General features: G+C 67.7%; 16 protein-coding genes. 2 read left to right on the forward strand and 14 right to left on the reverse strand.

Annotation, left to right across the window (positions count from 1 at the left end; all coding sequences use genetic code 11):
• Positions 1 to 13 precede the first annotated feature (13 nt).
• From MKD38_RS02820 to leuC, 9 genes are all read right to left on the reverse strand, one after another.
• Positions 14 to 733, reverse strand: a complete 720-nt coding sequence (locus tag MKD38_RS02820; protein WP_252674548.1) for an ABC transporter ATP-binding protein — start codon at positions 731 to 733, stop codon at positions 14 to 16.
• A 2-nt stretch (positions 734 to 735) separates the two neighbouring features.
• Entirely contained in the window at positions 736 to 1542 is an 807-nt protein-coding gene (locus tag MKD38_RS02825; protein ID WP_252674549.1) for an ABC transporter ATP-binding protein, read from the reverse strand.
• Positions 1539 to 2528 carry a branched-chain amino acid ABC transporter permease gene (locus MKD38_RS02830; RefSeq protein WP_252674550.1) on the reverse strand — a complete coding sequence of 330 codons (990 nt, stop codon included), beginning with the start codon at positions 2526 to 2528 and terminating at the stop codon, positions 1539 to 1541. Before MKD38_RS02830 ends, MKD38_RS02825 begins: the two co-directional genes overlap by 4 nt.
• 2 nt (positions 2529 to 2530) lie before the next feature.
• Positions 2531 to 3418, reverse strand: coding sequence for a branched-chain amino acid ABC transporter permease (locus MKD38_RS02835; RefSeq protein ID WP_252674551.1), 888 nt, complete (start codon positions 3416 to 3418; stop codon positions 2531 to 2533).
• 39 nt (positions 3419 to 3457) lie between these two features.
• A complete protein-coding gene (locus MKD38_RS02840; protein ID WP_252674552.1) occupies positions 3458 to 4618 on the reverse strand; it encodes an ABC transporter substrate-binding protein in 1161 nt (386 codons plus the stop codon).
• A 70-nt stretch (positions 4619 to 4688) separates the two neighbouring features.
• Positions 4689 to 5612: an NAD(P)-dependent oxidoreductase gene (locus MKD38_RS02845; RefSeq protein WP_252674553.1), complete on the reverse strand. Its 924-nt coding sequence runs from the start codon at positions 5610 to 5612 to the stop codon at positions 4689 to 4691.
• A gap of 16 nt (positions 5613 to 5628) precedes the next feature.
• On the reverse strand, positions 5629 to 6621 hold the full coding sequence (locus MKD38_RS02850) for a Bug family tripartite tricarboxylate transporter substrate binding protein (protein WP_252674554.1): 993 nt from the start codon (positions 6619 to 6621) through the stop codon (positions 5629 to 5631).
• A gap of 54 nt (positions 6622 to 6675) precedes the next feature.
• Positions 6676 to 7314 (reverse strand): 3-isopropylmalate dehydratase small subunit, encoded by a 639-nt coding sequence (leuD, locus tag MKD38_RS02855; RefSeq protein ID WP_252674555.1) that lies wholly within the window; start codon positions 7312 to 7314, stop codon positions 6676 to 6678.
• Positions 7315 to 7335: 21 nt separating this feature from the next.
• Complete coding sequence (gene leuC / locus MKD38_RS02860) at positions 7336 to 8751, reverse strand: 3-isopropylmalate dehydratase large subunit (RefSeq protein WP_252674556.1); 1416 nt, start codon at positions 8749 to 8751, stop codon at positions 7336 to 7338.
• Positions 8752 to 8874: 123 nt separating this feature from the next.
• Between leuC and MKD38_RS02865 the strand changes: the two genes are divergently transcribed.
• Positions 8875 to 9729 carry an IclR family transcriptional regulator domain-containing protein gene (locus tag MKD38_RS02865; protein WP_252674557.1) on the forward strand — a complete coding sequence of 285 codons (855 nt, stop codon included), beginning with the start codon at positions 8875 to 8877 and terminating at the stop codon, positions 9727 to 9729.
• 25 nt (positions 9730 to 9754) lie between these two features.
• Here the strand turns inward: MKD38_RS02865 and MKD38_RS02870 are convergent, their stop codons facing one another.
• The 4 genes from MKD38_RS02870 to MKD38_RS02885 all read right to left on the reverse strand — a co-directional run bounded on the left by MKD38_RS02870 (position 9755) and on the right by MKD38_RS02885 (position 13530).
• A complete protein-coding gene (locus MKD38_RS02870; RefSeq protein ID WP_252674558.1) occupies positions 9755 to 10594 on the reverse strand; it encodes a dioxygenase family protein in 840 nt (279 codons plus the stop codon).
• A 20-nt stretch (positions 10595 to 10614) separates the two neighbouring features.
• Positions 10615 to 12261, reverse strand: coding sequence for a class I adenylate-forming enzyme family protein (locus MKD38_RS02875; RefSeq protein WP_252674559.1), 1647 nt, complete (start codon positions 12259 to 12261; stop codon positions 10615 to 10617).
• Positions 12258 to 13055 (reverse strand): citryl-CoA lyase, encoded by a 798-nt coding sequence (locus MKD38_RS02880; protein WP_252674560.1) that lies wholly within the window; start codon positions 13053 to 13055, stop codon positions 12258 to 12260. Before MKD38_RS02880 ends, MKD38_RS02875 begins: the two co-directional genes overlap by 4 nt.
• Before the next feature lie 151 nt (positions 13056 to 13206).
• Positions 13207 to 13530 (reverse strand): hypothetical protein, encoded by a 324-nt coding sequence (locus MKD38_RS02885; RefSeq protein ID WP_252674561.1) that lies wholly within the window; start codon positions 13528 to 13530, stop codon positions 13207 to 13209.
• A gap of 211 nt (positions 13531 to 13741) precedes the next feature.
• On the opposite strand from MKD38_RS02885, the gene MKD38_RS02890 reads away from it, so the two are divergent.
• A complete protein-coding gene (locus MKD38_RS02890; protein ID WP_252674562.1) occupies positions 13742 to 14428 on the forward strand; it encodes a TetR/AcrR family transcriptional regulator in 687 nt (228 codons plus the stop codon).
• A gap of 52 nt (positions 14429 to 14480) precedes the next feature.
• Here MKD38_RS02890 and MKD38_RS02895 read toward each other — a convergent pair whose 3' ends face one another.
• Positions 14481 to 15440: a hypothetical protein gene (locus MKD38_RS02895; protein ID WP_256504651.1), complete on the reverse strand. Its 960-nt coding sequence runs from the start codon at positions 15438 to 15440 to the stop codon at positions 14481 to 14483.
• Positions 15441 to 15790 lie beyond the last annotated feature (350 nt).

A 15790-nucleotide genomic window follows, 5' to 3' on the forward strand; every position in this document is an offset into this window, starting at 1 on the left:
CATGTCGCTGTCTTCAGCCATGCAGATACGCCTTCACCAGCGTCTTGTCGCTCAGCAGCGCCTGCCACTCTCCGCGCCGCACTTCGTGGATGACCCGTCCCACCGAAAGCACGTAGGCGCGGTCGGTCATCTCCGCGGCAATCGCCACGCTCTGTTCCACCAGCACGATGCTCAGCCCGCGCTCGCGCAGCCGGTTGAGCACGGCCAGGATTTCCTTGACAATGCGCGGCGCCAGGCCCGTGGTCAGCTCGTCCATGATCAGCAGGTCGGGCTGCAGCAGCAGCGCGCGGGCGATCGCCACCATCTGCTGCTGCCCGCCCGAGAGCAGGCCAACCTGGCCGCTGCCGCGCTCGCGCAGCAGCGGGAACAGTTCGCAGACTTCGTCGTGCGTGAAGCGCATCGCGCCGCCACGCGCGCGCCTGCCGGCTTGCTCGGCAAGCCGCAGGTTGTCGCGCACCGACAGCTCGCCGAACAGGTTGCGGTTCTCCAGCACGACGGCAATGCCATGCTCGAAGCGGCGATGCCCCGGCACGTGGCCGATTTCCACCCCATCCTTGACGATGCTGCCCGCTATCGGCCGCACCAGCCCGGACAGCGTGCGCACCAGCGCCGTCTTGCCCGCGCCATTGGCACCTACCACGGCCACCGCCTCGCCCGGCCCGACCTCGATGTTGATGTCATGCAGCACTGGCACCGGGCTGTAGCCGGCGTGCAGGCCTTTCACTTTCAGCATGGTCAGACTCCCATATAGGCTTCGCGCACGCGCGGATCCGCCTGCACGGCTTGCAGCGTGCCGCTCGCGATGATTTCCCCGTAATACAGCACGTGGGCGCTGCCGCAGATCGTCATCAGCCCCATGTCGTGCGACACCAGCAGGATGGTCATGCCTTCGCCGTTCAGGCGCAGGATCCATGCGCGCAGCAATTCGATTTCCTCGCTGTTCAGTCCCGAGGACGGTTCATCGAGCAACAGCAGGCTGGGTTCGCCGATGCAGGCGCGCGCCAGTTCCACGATGCGCCGCTGGCCCGCGGGCAGCGCGCCGGCGCGGTGCTGCAGCAGGCCTTCCAGACCGAACTTCCGTGCGCATGCCAGCGCGGCTTCGTGCATCGACTGCAGCTCGCGGCGCGACAGCGGCGAACGCAGCATCGCATGCACCACGCCCGAGCGCGTGGCCTTGTGGCAGCCGGCCATCAGGTTTTCCAGCACCGTCATGTGCTCGAACACCTGCGGCGTCTGGAACGTGCGCACCAGCCCGGCGCGGCTGCGCTGCTGCACGCTGTCGGCGGTGATGTCGCGCCCCGCCAGCAGCACCTTGCCGCCCCTGGGCCGCAGAAAGCCGGAGATGATGTTGAAGCAGGTGGTCTTGCCACTGCCGTTGGGGCCGATCAGGCCGACGATGCCGCCGGCCGGCACATCGAACCCAACATTGCGTAGCACGTCAAGGCCGCCAAAGCTGTGCGCGACCGCTTCGACCCGCAGCAGGGCCTGTGCGCCTGCCGCGCCCGCGGCACTGGTGCCGAATTCAGCGATAGCGGATTTCATCGGACCTCCTTCAATGCGGGGTTCTGCGTGCGGCCGAAGGTGCGGCGATGCATGCGGCCAACCATGCCCGCGAGTCCACCCATGATCCCGCCAGGCATCAACGTGACCACCAGCACCAGCACCGCGCCAAACAACACCTGGTGGAAATCCCCCAATCCGCTCAGCAGCTCCGGCACCAGCGACACAAACAATGCGCCGATCACCACGCCGCAGGTGGAGCGCGCGCCTGCCACCACCGGCACCAGCAGGAATACGATCGAGCGCTCCACCGTAAAGCTCTGCACGCTGACGAACGACACGTAGTGCGCAAACAGGCTTCCCGCCAGCGAGCCGAGCATGGCCGACAGCACGAACATCGCGGTCTTCAGCCGGTGCATGTCGATGCCGAGCACCTGCGCTGCCGGGGCCGCGTCGCGCATGGCCCGCATGGCCAGGCCGGGGCGGCCCTTGACCAGGTTGTCCACCAGCCAGAGCAGCAGCGCCACCAGCGGCCAGGCAAAGTAGTAGTAGCGCTCCGGCGTATCCAGCAGGAAGCCGAACAGCGACAGCTTGGGGATGCCACCGATGCCCAGCGTGCCGCCGGTCAGCCAGTCCCATTCGAAGAACAGCACATTGGCGATGCTGCCGACCGCCAGCGTCGCCAGCGCCAGGAAGAAGCCGCCCAGGCGCAGCACCGGCAGGCCGATCGCCGCCGCCAGCGCCGCGCTGGCCAGCAGGCCTGCCGCGGCACCGGCCGGCGCCGGCCATCCGAGCACCGTGGTGCTGTAGGCCGAGGCATAGGCGCCGATGCCGTAGAACGAGGCCTGCGCCAGGTTGACGATGCCGCACTGCCCCAGCAGCAGGCCGACGCCCAGGCCGCCCACGGCCAGGATGGCGGCGAAGTTGAGCAGGTCGATGTGGTGGCGCGACAGCAGTTGCCCGCCCAGCGCCCACACTACCACCGCGGCCACCACCAGCCAGCGCGTGGCGTTGGATGATGCATTCATGCTTATCCTCCCTTGCGCCCCGCGCGGCCCAGCACGCCGTTGGGGAGCAGAATCATGATGACGACCAGGATCGACAGCGCGACCACGTCGCGATAACCCGACGGAAACCCCACCACCGCCAGCGATTCGGTCAGGCCCAGCAGCAACCCGCCCACCACCGCGCCCAGCGGATTGCCCAGCCCGCCGAGGATGGCCGCGGCAAAGCCCTTCAGCGTCAGGCCGATACCCATCTGGTAGTTCATCGACAGCAGCGGTGTCACCAGCACCCCCGCTACCGCGCCGAAGCCGCCGCCAAGCAGGAACGTCAGCGTGCGCATGCGGCGCACGTTGATGCCGGTGGTGGTCGCCCCGTCGGGGTCCAGCGACGCCGCCGTCATGGCCAGGCCCACCAGGGTCTTCGTGTAGAACAGCCGCAACGCCGCCACCAGCAGCACCGCAATGCCCACTAGCGCCAGGGCATGCACCGGCGCGGTCGCGCCCAGCAGCTCAACCACGCCCTCGCCGCCGATGGCCGGCAGCAGGTGCGAATCGCGCCCGCCGAAGTACAGCGCCGCGGCCGACAGCGCGAACGCCAGGCCGATGGTCAGCAGCAGGAAGCTCTCCTCGCAGGCGCCGCGGCGCATCATCGGGCGCACGAACAACGTGTCGATGGCCAGGCCGCTGGCGGTGCCGGCGGCAATGCCGCCGGCAATCGCCACCGGATAAGGCAAGCCCAGCGTCTTGAGCGCGAATACCGCAACCAGCGCGCCAATCACCGCAAACTCTCCCTGCATCGCATTGACGATGCGCGTGCCCTTGAAGATGATCGATATGCCCACGCCGATCAGCGCGTAGACGAAGCCGTTGGTGATCCCGGACAGGACCGCCTGGATAACTAGGGTGTCAGACATTGCCGATCCTTTTGCCGATGCGTTTTGCCGCTACACCGGCTAGGGCCGGGCCTTGTAGTCCAGCCGCACGAACTGGCCCTTCCGCAGCTTCGAGTAAGTAAAGCCGGCCAGCGTCATGCCGCCCATATCGGGCGCAGAAAAGTCATAGCCCATCGTGACGCCCTGGTAAGGCCGGCGCAGCGCGCTGCAGAGCTTGTCGCCGGCCACATCGGCGCCCGCCGCCTTCAGGCCGCTGGCCAGCGCCATCACCGCATCCCAGCCCACGGCCGCGAAATGCTTGGGCAGCTTGCCGTACTCCTTGCGGTAAGCCTCGACAAACTCCTTCTGCCCCGGCAGCGGATCTTCGGAAACGATGAACTCGGGATGGATGATGTTGTCGGCGGCCTCGCCCATGCCCTTGACGGTCTCGTAGGTGGCGGTGCCGTGCACGGAGATGATCGGTGCGCCGACCTTCAGCTGGCGCACATTGCGGAACGGCGCGGGCGAGGTAGAGATGACGACGATCGCGTCCGGCGTGGCGGCCTTGAGCTTGGCAGCCTGGGTGGTGACGTCGGTGGCGGCGATCTCGAATTTCTCGACCTGCACGAAGGTGACGCCGTATTGGCGGTCCAGCGTCTTCATGCTGCTCCACACCACCTGCCCGTAGCCCGAATCGTGCAGCACGCCGATGCGCTTGAGCCCGTTGTCGCGCGCATAGGACAGCACCGCGCGCGCATTCAGTTCCTGCGAGGGCGTCAGGTGGAAGACGCAGGTACGCTCGCGTTCCACCGCCGGCCCGAGTCCGGAGAACGCAAACAGCGGCACCTTCTGCGCCTGCGTGATGCCGCCGATTGCCACCGTCTGCGCGATGCCGGACGGGCCGACGATGGCGCGCACCTTGTGCGTGTGCAGCAGTGCGTTGGCCTTGGCCACGGCGGTATCGGGGCTGGAGCCGTCGTCCTCGACGACCAGCTCCAGCGGCCGCCCGCCGATGCCACCGCGGGCATTGATGACTTTCTGCGCCAGCAGCGCGCCTTCGCGCTCGGCCAGCCCCACGGCGGCAAGGCCGCCGGTCGTTGAAAACAGGCCGCCGATGCGCACCGGCTCCGCGCCCGGCCGGGCCTGGGCCAGCGCCGGCTGCTGCGCCAGCCCGAACATCACTGCGGCGACAGCCGCGCACAGGTCGCCGTGCGGCGTCCGGATGATTTGCTTGAGGTTCATGTCTCCATCCCTTTTGTCATGATTCATGGGTTCTGGGCGCGCTCTCGTGGCGCGCCTCAGTTGACGGCGGCTAGCGCGCCTCCCCGTCCGGCGCACTACTCCAGGCCGGCACATCGGCCAGCGCGGCAATGTCGAGATGGTTCAGGTCGCGCTGCTGCATCATCGCCAGGTACTGCCGCACCAGCGACGAGATCGGCAGCGCCACGGCGTTGTCGCGCGCCACGGCAAGTGCCAGGTCCAGGTCCTTCACCACCAGCGAGATCGGGCCCGCTGCGCCGTATTCGCGCTGCTTGAGCTTGTCAGCCTTGGTGCGGTAGTGCGCGCTGCCGACGATGCTGTCATTGATCGCATCGACCATCAGCGTGCGGTCCAGCCCTGCGCGTTCGCCGAAGGCCAGCCCTTCGCCGATCACCGCGGTGCTCATGAACACCATCATGTTGATCATCAGCTTGATCACGCGCGCCTCGTCGCCGCCGCCGACATAAGACTGGCGCGCGGTCAGGCAGGCCAGCAGCGGCTGCACCGCAGCGAACGCCTCGCGTGGCCCGGACACAAAGCAGCTCAGCTGCGCGCTCGCGGCCAGCGACACCGTGCCGGACACCGGCGCGCGCAGCCAGCTGGCCTCGCGCTGCGCCAGTGCCCCGGCAACCTCAGCCGAGGCTTCTGGCGATACCGTGCTCATGTCGACAAAGACCTGGCCCGCGGCCGCCGCGGCGGCAATGCCGCCGTCGGACAGGAACAGCGCGCGCAAGCTGCTGTCATCGAAGATGGTAGAGAACACCACATCGGATTGCGCTGCGGCATCCTGCGCGGACAGCGCGGCATTGGCACCCGCTGCAACGACCGGCTCGCACTGGGTGGGCACCTTGTCGAACACCGTCAGCGCGTGGCCGGCCTTCAGCAGGTTCAGGCACATCGGCCTGCCCATGGCGCCGATGCCGATCCAGCCGATGCGCGGCGATGACGAGGTGCGTTCGTGATTCACGTCTTTCATGTCCTTGCCTTCCGGCCTACTCGACCTTGACGCCCGACAGCGCAACGACCTTGCGCGTCTGCTGCGTCTGCGTTTCGATGTAGCGCGCAAACTGTTCCGGCGTCAGCTTCATCGGCACCATCCCCTGCGCCGCAAAGTGCTTCTCGACAAAGTCCTGTTCGTCGAGGATTTCGCGGATGGTGGCATTGAGCTTGTCGACCACCGCGCGCGGCACCTTGGCCGGCGCCAGCACGCCGTAGACCGCGGAGATGTTCATCTCCTTGTAGCCGGCCTCTTCGAAGGTGGGGACCTGCGGCAAGGCGCGCGTGCGCTTGTCGCCGCTGACCGCCAGCACCTTGAGTTTCTTCGCCGCGACGAAGCTCTGGATCGTCGGCAGCGCCGGGAACGTCATCAGGATCTGTCCGCCGACGACATCGGCCACCGCGGGCGCCGAGCCCTTGTACGGCACGTGCACAAGGTCCGTGCCGGCCAGCTTGTTGAACAGCGCGCCCATCAGGTGCGGCTGGCTGCCGGCCCCGAACGAGCCGTAGCTGAGCGCCTGTGGGCGGGCCTTGGCATAGGCCGCCAGCTCCTTCACGCTGTCCACCGGCAGGCTGCCCGATACCGCCATCACCAGCGGCACATAGCCGATCGCCGCCACCGGCGCAAAATCGCGCGCGACGTTGTAGGACACCGATGGCAGTACCACCGGATTGAGCACGAAGGTGGCGTCGTTGGTCAGCAGCAGCGTGTAGCCGTCGGGCTGCGCCTTGGCGACCGCGTCGGCCCCGATCACGGTGTTGGCACCGCTCTTGTTCTCCACCACTACCGGCTGGCGTAGCTTCTCGGACATGCGCTGGGCCAGTTGCCTGGCGATGATGTCGGTCGTGCCGCCGGGTGCGTAGGGCACCACCATGCGGATCGGCTGTGCGGGATAGGCCTGTGCCAGGGCGGAACTTGCGCCGGCGAAGCAGGCCAGGCCGAGCACGGCGGCGCACAGCGCGCGAGGGGTGTGAGTGTTCCGATCCATCATGTCTCCATCTATCGTTGTGAGGTTTCCCGGCTCGGGCGGCCGGATCTCCGTTCAGTTGAACAACCAGGGTTCGCGCTGCCGCCGCACCTGCTCGTACGCGTCGATCTGCGCAGCGTGGCGCAGCGCGAGCGCGATATCGTCCAGCCCGTTGAGCAGGCAATGCCGCTTGAACGGGTCGAGCGTGAAAGCGATCACCTCCCCGGCCGGCGTGACCACCTGCTGCGCGGCCAGGTCCACCTGCAGCCGGTAGCCCGGCGTGGCGGCCACTTCGGCAAACAGGCGGTCGACCACCTCCGGCGCCGCCACGATCGGCAGCAGGCCGTTCTTCAGGCAGTTGTTGTAGAAGATGTCGGCAAAACTTGGCGCGATCAGCGCGCGCAGGCCGAAGTCTTCCAGCGCCCACGGCGCATGCTCGCGCGAGGAGCCGCAGCCGAAGTTTTCGCGCGCCAGCAGGATCGACGCGCCGCGGTAGCGCGGCTGGTTCAGCACGAAGTCCGGGTTCAGCGGCCGCGTGCTGCAGTCCTGCCCAGGCTCGCCATGATCGAGGTAGCGCCACTCGTCGAACAGGTAGGGGCCGAAGCCGCTGCGCCGGATGGATTTCAGGAACTGCTTGGGCAGGATGGCATCGGTATCGACATTGGCGCGGTCCAGCGGCGCTACCAGGCCATCCAATGTGGTAAAGGCTTTCATTTGCTCGGCTTCCTCTGTGTGTTACAGCGCGCGGACATCGATGAAGTGGCCCGCGACGGCGGCCGCGGCCGCCATCTGCGGGCTCACCAGGTGGGTGCGCCCGCCCGGCCCCTGCCTGCCTTCGAAATTGCGGTTTGACGTCGATGCGCAGCGTTCGCCCGCCGCAAGGCGGTCGTCGTTCATGCCCAGGCACATCGAGCAGCCCGGCTCGCGCCATTCGAAGCCAGCGGCGATAAAGACCTGATCGAGCCCCTCGGCCTCGGCCTGGGACTTGACCAGCCCCGAGCCCGGCACCACCAGTGCCTGCCGGATGCGCGGCGACACGTGCCGGCCGCGCACGACCTGCGCCGCGGCGCGCAGGTCTTCAATGCGCGCGTTGGTGCATGACCCGATAAAGACCTTGTCCACCGCGACCGCTTCGATGGGCGTATTCGGCAGCAGGCCCATGTAGCGCAGCGCCGCCTCGATGCTCTTGCGCCGCACCGGGTCGCGCTCGTCGCGCGGGTCGGGAATGCGTTCGCCGACGGGCACCACCATTTCGGGCGATGTCCCCCAGGTCACGTGCGGGCGGATGGTGGCGGCGTCCAGATCGACCACGGCGTCGAAGGTCGCGCCCGGGTCGCTGCGCAGCGTGCGCCAGTATTCGACGGCCGCGTCCCACATCCGGCCCTGCGGGGCCTGCGGCCGTCCGTGCAGGTAGTCCAGCGTGGTCTCGTCCACGGCCACCATGCCGGTGCGCGCGCCGGCCTCGATCGCCATGTTGCACACCGTCATGCGCGCTTCCATGCTCAGGCCGCGGATGGTGCTGCCGGCGAACTCGATCACATGCCCGGTCGCGCCGGCCGTGCCGATGCGACCGATCAGCGCGAGCGCGATGTCCTTGGCGGCAATGCCCTTGCCCAGCCCGCCCTCTACGCGCACCAGCATCGACTTGGGCTTCTTCATCCACAGGCATTGCGCAGCCAGCACCTGCTCGACTTCCGAGGTGCCGATGCCGAACGCGAACGCCGCGAACGCGCCATGCGTGGAGGTATGCGAATCCCCGCAGGCTATGGTCATGCCGGGCAAGGTCGCGCCGCGTTCCGGCCCCACCACATGCAGGATGCCCTGGCGCAGGTCGTCCATGCCGAAGTTGACGATGCCGTGCTCTTCGCAGTTGCGGTCGAGCGCGTCGACCTGCGCGCGGCTCACCGGATCGGCGATGCCCTGGCTGCGCGCGGTGGTGGGCACGTTGTGGTCGGCGGTGGCCAGCACCGAGGCGGCGCGCCACACCTTGCGCCGGGTCAGGCGCAACCCTTCGAAGGCCTGCGGGCTGGTCACCTCGTTGACGAGGTGGCGGTCGATATAGATCAGCGCGGGGCCACCGGCCTCCTGGTGGATCACGTGGCTGGCCCAGAGCTTGTCGAGCAGGCTCGCGGGGCGGTTGGGGTCGGTCATGATGTCTCCTTGCTGGTCCTCAATTCAGTACTGCGGCACGCCCTCCCATTCCGGCACCAGTCGGGCGCCGGAATGGGGAGCTGCCTTTTGTTCCGGCCTGGACGTTGCGGATAGAATGCGTGCATGACTTCCGCCGCCAAACCCACCGCCCCCGTCGACCACGACACCCCGCGCAAGCTCGAAGAAGGCCACCGCGACTACGTCGCGGCGCTGGCGCGCGGCTTGGCGGTGATCCAGGCGTTTACCGAAACCACGCCGGAAATGACGCTCAGCGAAGTCGCCCAGGCCACCGGCATGACGCCCGCCAGCGCGCGCCGTGCCTTGCTGACGCTGCAGGCGCTGGGCTACATCGGCGCCAACGGGCGGCGCTTCGTGCTGCTGCCCAAGGTCCTGTCGCTGGGTGCCGCCTTCCTCAGCTCGATGAACCTGCGCGACATCGTCCAGCCCTTCCTGCAGGAAGTGGCCGAGCGCTTCCGCGACTCGGTCTCGCTCGCCATCCTCGACGGCGACAGCGTGGTCTACCTGGCGCATGTGCCCAGCCAACGGCGCATCGCGTTCCGCGCCTCGGTCGGCTACCGGCTGCCGGTGCATTGCACCTCGCTCGGCCTCGCCTTGCTGGCCCATGCGCCCAAGGCCCAGCAGAACAAGGTCCTGGACCAGGCACCGTTCCAGAAATTCACGCCGAAGACGCTCAGCGATGCGGATGCGCTGCGCGCGGCGCTGGCACGCACGCTCGAACAGGGCTATGCGGTCCAGGAAGGCCAGCTCGAACTCAACGTCCTGTCGATCGCCGTGCCCGTGCGCGATCCGCAGCAGCGCGTGATCGCCGCCATCAACTGCTCCACCGAGACCGAGCGCACCAGCCCCGAAGAGCTGGTCGCGACACGGCTGCCGGCACTGCGCGAAGCAGCCGCGATGATCGAGGCCGCGATCCGGCGGGCACCCACGCTGGCGCATTCGATCCTGGCGGCTTCCTGAGCGACGCACGCCTTAGCCCACCACCTCAGGCCGCCACCTCTGGCTCGATCGCCACATCCAGCGTCAGCAACTGGTAGCCGTCACGCTGCGGATTGGGCCCCACCTCGACGATATGGTCATTAATGGTCGAGAAGATGCAGTCGACCGGGTTGGCGGGGTCGCCCTTGAAATAGATCTGCGACGTCAGCGTGCGGTATCCCGGCTGCACCACCCGGTAATGGATATGCGGTGCGCGCTGGCGGTTGCGGCCCAGGCGCCGCATCAGCACGCCGACCTCGGTGTCCTCGCGCCCGATGATGTAGCCGCCCGGCCGCACCGTGAAGATCTGGAAGCCGCCTTCCGCATCGCAGCGCAGCTTGCCGCGCAGGTTGTCTTCGGACTGGGCGTCGTCTTCGTTCTCGTAGCGCCCGAACTGGTTGGGCTGCCACACGATCAGCGTCGCGCCCGGCACCGGCTGGCCCGTGCGCGCATCCAGCACGCGCCCGCGCACCTCGAGCCGCTGCCCGGGCTCGTCCGCCGTCGCCAGGTGGCAGGGGTTGCTGCCTTCGGCGACCTGGTCCTTGGGGAACGGGCCGGTCACGTTCTGCGGCGTTGCTTGGTCGCCGGTGCGCGCCAGGTCCAGCGCGCGCATGGTCAGGCCCATCATGTCGCACAGCATGATCAGCTCGTCCTGCGCGGACACCCGGCCCAGCCAGGCGGCAATGCGATAGAGCTGCGCGTCGGTCAGCTGCAGCTCGTCGAGCATGGCGTGGAAATGCCGTAGCGCCACGCCGAATTGTGCTTGCAGGGTAGCGTCCGAGCCGGGCGCGCCGGGGCACATGGCGTCCAGCGCGCGCTGCAGCGTGTAGTTGTCCTGGGTGCTCATCCTTGTCTCCATAATTCTGATTATTGGCTGGCGCCCGACAGGTCGATCGCGCGCGCCAGCAAGGTCCGGTCGGCCTTCAGCTTGTGCTTGGCGGGCTTGTGCGTCGGCGTGTGAGGAATCGCCTCGACGGTGGCGATATAACGCGGCAGCTTGTGCACGGCCAGGCGGGCGCGCGCCCACGCGAGCAGCTCCGCCGCATCGGCCGACTGGCCCGGGCGGAACTGCACCGCCAGCAGGATTTCTTCCTCGCCTAGCTCCGCCGGCACGCCGATGGCCGCCGCTTCTTCCACTGCCGGGTGTTCGCCGAAGATGCGGTCGAGCTCGGCACCCGACACGTTCTCGCCCTTGCGCCGGATCACATCCTTCTTGCGTGCGACAAAGACGTAGTAGCCGTCCTCGTCCTGGCGCACCAGGTCGCCGGTGGCGAACCAGCCGTCGCGGAACGCCGCCTCGGTCTGCACCGGGTCGCGGTAGTAGCCTTGCATCAGCGTGGGCGTGCGGATCAGCAATTCGCCCTCGCCGCCAGGAACCACTTCGCCGCCCTCGTCATCGACGATGCGGGCCTGCGGCAGCGGCACCGCCGGATCCGGATGCGGCGAGATCAGGCCCATGGTGCCGAGCTTGTGCGGGCCGTCGAACGGATTGGCGATCACGCCCGGGATTTCCGTCATGCCATAGCATTCGATCAGGCGCGGCACGTGGAACTCGTGCTTCATCACGCGCACCATTTCCCCGGTCTGCGGCGCGATAAACATCTTGGTGATGCGGTGGCCGGGCACGAACTCGGCCCGCGGGCGCCGGGCCAGGATGCTGCCCGCCGCCGCCACCAGGTTCACCTCCGTCGCGCCGGTCTCGGCGGCAAAGCGCCAGAACGACGACGCCGAGAACCTGCGCATCAGCACCAGGCAGCCGCCGCATGCCAGCGCCCCGCCCACCGAATACATCAGCGCATTGATATGGAACAGCGGCATCACGCACATCACGCGCTCGTCGGGCTGCAACTGCAACCGGCCGACGAAGGCTTCGGCGGTCAGCACGTAGCCGCGGTGGCTGTGCATCGCACCCTTGGGGAAGCCCGTCGTGCCGGAGGTGTAGATGATCAGCGCGGTGTCCCGGTCGCTGCCGTGGGCGGCAAGTTCATCGGCAAATTCATTGGTGTCCGCCGCCATCGACTGCTCCAGCGTCGGCACGCCATGGTCGCCGGACTCGTTGGCGCGCAGCCAGACTTCGCCGCCGAGCGCGCGGACGATGGCCGCGCCGGTTTCCAGCGTGGCCGGCGCGCATACCAGCCCGCACACCTGCGCATGCTCGAACACGTACAGCGCCTCGTCCAGACGGTATTCCGGGTTGGCCGGCACCATGGTCGCGCCCAGGCGCGCCAGCGCGAACATCAGCACGACCGTGGACGGATGGTTGGGGGACAGCACACCGACGCGGTCGCCGCGGCGCACGTGCATGGCCTGCGCCAGCCATTGTGCGGCCTGCGCGATCCGGGCCTCGAGTTCGCGATAGCTCCAGGTCTCGCCCTCGAACAGCAATGCCGGCTTGTCCGGATGCGCCGCCACGCGGGCCGCAAGGAAACCGGTCAGCGTGAAGTCGTGCGCCGGGTACTGCCTGAGCACGTCGAGCGGCGCCATCGTGCCGATGTGGGTGGCGGGCGCGTTCATGATGCTTGCGCCGGCGCGGCGCTGTAGGCGATGGCGTGTTCGGCGGCATCGGCCAGGATGAAGCCGATCGGCTGGCGGCGTTCCTCCTGCAAGTGGGCGATCAGGCTGGCCACGCGCGCCAGCAGCGGCACGCCCTTGAGCGCGGTGGCGGGATAGCCTGCGTCCAGCAGGACAGCGGGGATCGCGCCCGAAACATTGAGCGGGAGGGGCTTGCTGTAGTGCTCGGGCACGGCGGCGGCGACCGCTTCCAGCGCGGCCACGTGATCACCGGCGATGTCCAGTTCACGCGCAACGGCCAGCAGCCGGTGCGCGCGCGGATCCCCCAGCTTGTGCGTCGGATGGCCAAAGCCGGGCAGCGGCTTGCGCGCCTGGCGCACCGCCCGGACTACGGAGTTCGCGCTCTCGGCCAGCGTGCCGTGTTCTCGCCCGGCGAGCACTTCCGCCAGCAAGTGGCCCGCGCTTTCCGATGCGCCCAGGATCACCGAGCCGCAACCCAGCACGCCAGCCGCCACCGCGCCCTGCAACGCATCCGGCGCGGCGGCCAGCGTCATGCGCGCGGCCTGCACCGAGGGGACCAGGCCATGCTCCGCGATCGCGACGAGGCAGGCATCGGTGATCGCCACCAGCTTTGCGTCAGGCTCGCGGCCGATCAGCAGGAACAGGAAGTAGGCAGTGAAGCCGGTCTTGCCGATCAAAGCCTCGCTCAGGTCTTTCCCATGTACCGACACGCCGTGGATGTCCACCTGCGCGATGCTGGTCTGCCCGGCTGCCCGGGGGTGTATCGTCTCCGCCACGTCGTCTCCATTTTTGCGCTGTGCGCAATATAATGCGATATACGAATTATTTTAGGTGGAGGTGCGGAGCTCCGCAAGAACGGTAAACCCGCACCCGCCCTCATCATGTGCGGCCGGCACTGCCCTTCGGCGTGCAGGACCGGCATGCCGTTCAGGCGCCATCCGTGAACAGGTCCGCATTGCCAATCTTTGCGAGGGCGCCGTCGGTAAACAGACCCACCTGGCGCACCGCGCCGTCGGTGAACGGATCCATTTGCCGCGCGCCATCCGTGAACGGATCGGCCTTGCGCACGGCAATCCGGCGAAACTGCTCGTCAGCCAGGCGGCCCGACTGCGAACGCTGCAGTGCCTCGGCGACATGCCCACCGTTTGTGTAGACCTCGGGGGCGCGCACCGCGGCTTGCGCCCCGGCCGCCATCACTACCGTCAGCGCTGCGCCAATCGATGCTTTTTTCATCACATGCTCCTTTTCCATTGAGAAGAACCTCGTGTCCGGCGGGGCCCATGCCGCGCGCCTCTCACGATCCAACTATAGTTAAACCGTACCGTATGGTACTAGAATTGTTAGAGTGTGTTTATCAAATTCTTTGAAGAAATGGCCGTCGGCCTGGCGGCCGCTTGGAGCGCGCATGCATTTGGTAGACTGCGCGGGGCGACAGCGCCCCCTTGTCATTCCCGGCTACCCGATGGCATCACCCGCAAGCAATACCGACACCCCTTCGCACCGCCCGCCCCAGCGCATGACGCGCCGTGGCGAAGAGAAGCGCGCCCTGATCCTGAGCACCGCCGCCGACATGTTTCTCGAGCATGGCTACGACGGCGTCAGCCTCGACGACATCGTCAAGGCGTGCGGGGGCTCCAAGACCAACGTCTACAGCTATTTCGGCGGCAAGGACGGTTTGTTCGTGGCGGTGGTGGAACGGCTGTGCGACCGCTTCCTGGAAAAGACCGAGAAGGGCGTGGATGTGTCGCACTGCGATGCGGCGCAGGGGCTCGGCAAGATCGCGCACAGCTTCCTGCAGTCGTTGCTGGAGGAACGCCACCTGGCGTTCCTGCGGCTGATCTTCGCGGAATCGCGGCGCTTTCCCGCGTTGGGTAACGCCTGGTATACGCGCGGTCCGGCGGCGACCTGCGCCTATGTGGCGGCGTTCCTTGGCAGCCAGCAGGCCAAAGGCACGCGGCTCTCGGCCAGTCCCGAGGTCAGCGCCAGGCTGTTCCATGGCATGGTGCTGGCCAGCGTGCTGCACCGTACGCTGGCCACCGGCATCCGTCCGGACGATGCAGAGATCGATGCGCTGGTGCGTGACGCCATTGCGGTGATCGTGCCGGCGGTCGATGCCGCCACGCCATCGACTGAACGGCGCAAGCGATAGCGCCAGCCGCAGAGGGTAGCCAGGGACTGACTCGGCTCGCGTGCAGGGAACGCTAGAAACTCGCGGCGAGCCCGAACGACACCCCCGAGACGCCATTCCCGAAGACGTAGCGCACCACCGCGCGGATCCGGGTCACGAACACTTCGTGGGCGCTGGTGTCGAGTTCCAGGCCGGTGCCCAGCGTGGTGAGGTAGTTGAACCCCAGCGCCCCGGCCTGGTTGCCGAGGTAATGCGAGTGCGACAGCTCCAGCACGTAGCGCACCGGCCGGTCGAGCGCGCGCAGTCCGGTTGGCGCGCGCCAGCGCGCGTACAGGCTGGCGGTCTGCGCGACGGACGAGGCCTCCAGGCCGGACGAGTCGCCGAAGCTGCGCAGGTAGATGTTGGTATAGCGCAGTTCCACGTCGATATCGCGGTTGTCGCGGTGGCTTTCCCAGTCGAGCATCACCGATCCGCCCAGGCCATAGGCATTCATGACGCCGTCGTCGAGGAAGGCGATGTCGCGCTCGGTCTTGTGCTCGACCGCGAACTGGGCGATGGACAGGTCGCTGGCGACGCGGCCGAGCGAAGCGTTGAAGATGGGGCGGAACACCAGCTCCTTGCTGGGGATCAGCGGAAAATCCCAGCCGACGCCAACGGTGCCGGCGAAGGTGTTCCACTTGGCCGGCAGCTTGCGGGATTCCACCCCGTTGGAGGCGACAAAGGCGGGGTCGTAGCGGTTGTAGGCGATCGACCCTTCCAGATAGAGCGGAAACGACTGGCTCAGCGTAAAGCCCCCGCCGAGCTGCCACAGGGTCAGGTCGGGGTTGTCGGTGCTGGCACTGCTGATCGAAAGCGAGCTGGACGCCAGGTCCGGTACCACCGCAAACGACATCAGCGTCAGCACCGCACTGGCGTGCTTCTGCACATTGGTGCCGACCACGCGAAACGCCGGCTCCGTCTGCGCCAGCGCGGGCTCCGGCGCGGCCGCAAGGCCGGCCAGCAACATCAACACCAGGGGGCCTTGCGCTCGCATCGATTCCCTCATCCGGTCCTGGGCCATTCCACGCTACGACAGCATCGTGACAACAGCGTCATCGGCAGCTGGTCCAGGCTGGCGGACCGCGGCGTCACGCTTCCTGCGGGCCATGGTGGCGGAAGTGCCGCGTCCGCAGAAGTGAATCTTCTTGCCGCGGAATTAAAGGAAATGAAAGATGCCTTAAACCGGTGTGCGCGGCCGCGACTGCGCGCTTGTAGGAGCAATTCCGGCGTCTCATCGGCGCCTGCCCGACAGCGCCACGCCGGGCTGCTGCCTAGACTGGCCTTGTCGCCGCAGGCCCGCCAGGCGGGCATGTGCGGCATACGGCGCGCCGGGCCCCGACCGGC

Source organism: Cupriavidus sp. WGlv3 (assembly GCF_023952475.1).
Classification (GTDB): Bacteria; Pseudomonadota; Gammaproteobacteria; order Burkholderiales; family Burkholderiaceae; genus Cupriavidus; species Cupriavidus phytorum.